Annotated in this window: 1 pseudogene; it reads left to right on the forward strand. The window is 65.6% G+C overall.

Going from position 1 to position 468, the window contains the following annotated elements:
• Positions 1 to 382, forward strand: a pseudogene (locus ACU8YE_RS24875) (electron transfer flavoprotein subunit beta/FixA family protein); the annotation flags it as partial.
• Between the last annotated feature and the right edge of the window lie 86 nt (positions 383 to 468).

A 468-nucleotide genomic window follows, 5' to 3' on the forward strand; every position in this document is an offset into this window, starting at 1 on the left:
CGGCGGTCGCGCGGCGGTTCGGCAATTTTTGCCGAAAGGGCTGCGGCGGCGTGTCGACGCGGCGCTGCCGGCCGTCGTCGCCGTGCATCCGCTTGCGAGCGTGGAGCCGCGCTATGCGTATGCGCGGCTGCGCGCCGGCGCGATCCGGCCCGCGCTCGCGGCGCCCGGCGCGGACGCCGATGCGGCCGCGTGGACGGTCGGCCCGGTCGAGCGTAAACCCGTAAAGCTGGTTGCCGCCGAGAAGCGCTCCGGGCATGCGCGGATGCTGTCCGCGACGACGACCGAAAGCCGTGGCGGCAACGTCGTAAATGAAGGGAGTTCGGTCGAAAAAGCACAAGTGATCCTCGCGTATTTGCGCGAGCATCAGCTCATCGACTACTGATTTTGATGCCTGTCGGCAAGAACCCAGGGATGCAAGGAATCCTGAGCAAACGATGAAAGTATCGGCAGACATTCGTGCATTGATCG

This window comes from Ralstonia sp. VS2407, assembly GCF_052950655.1.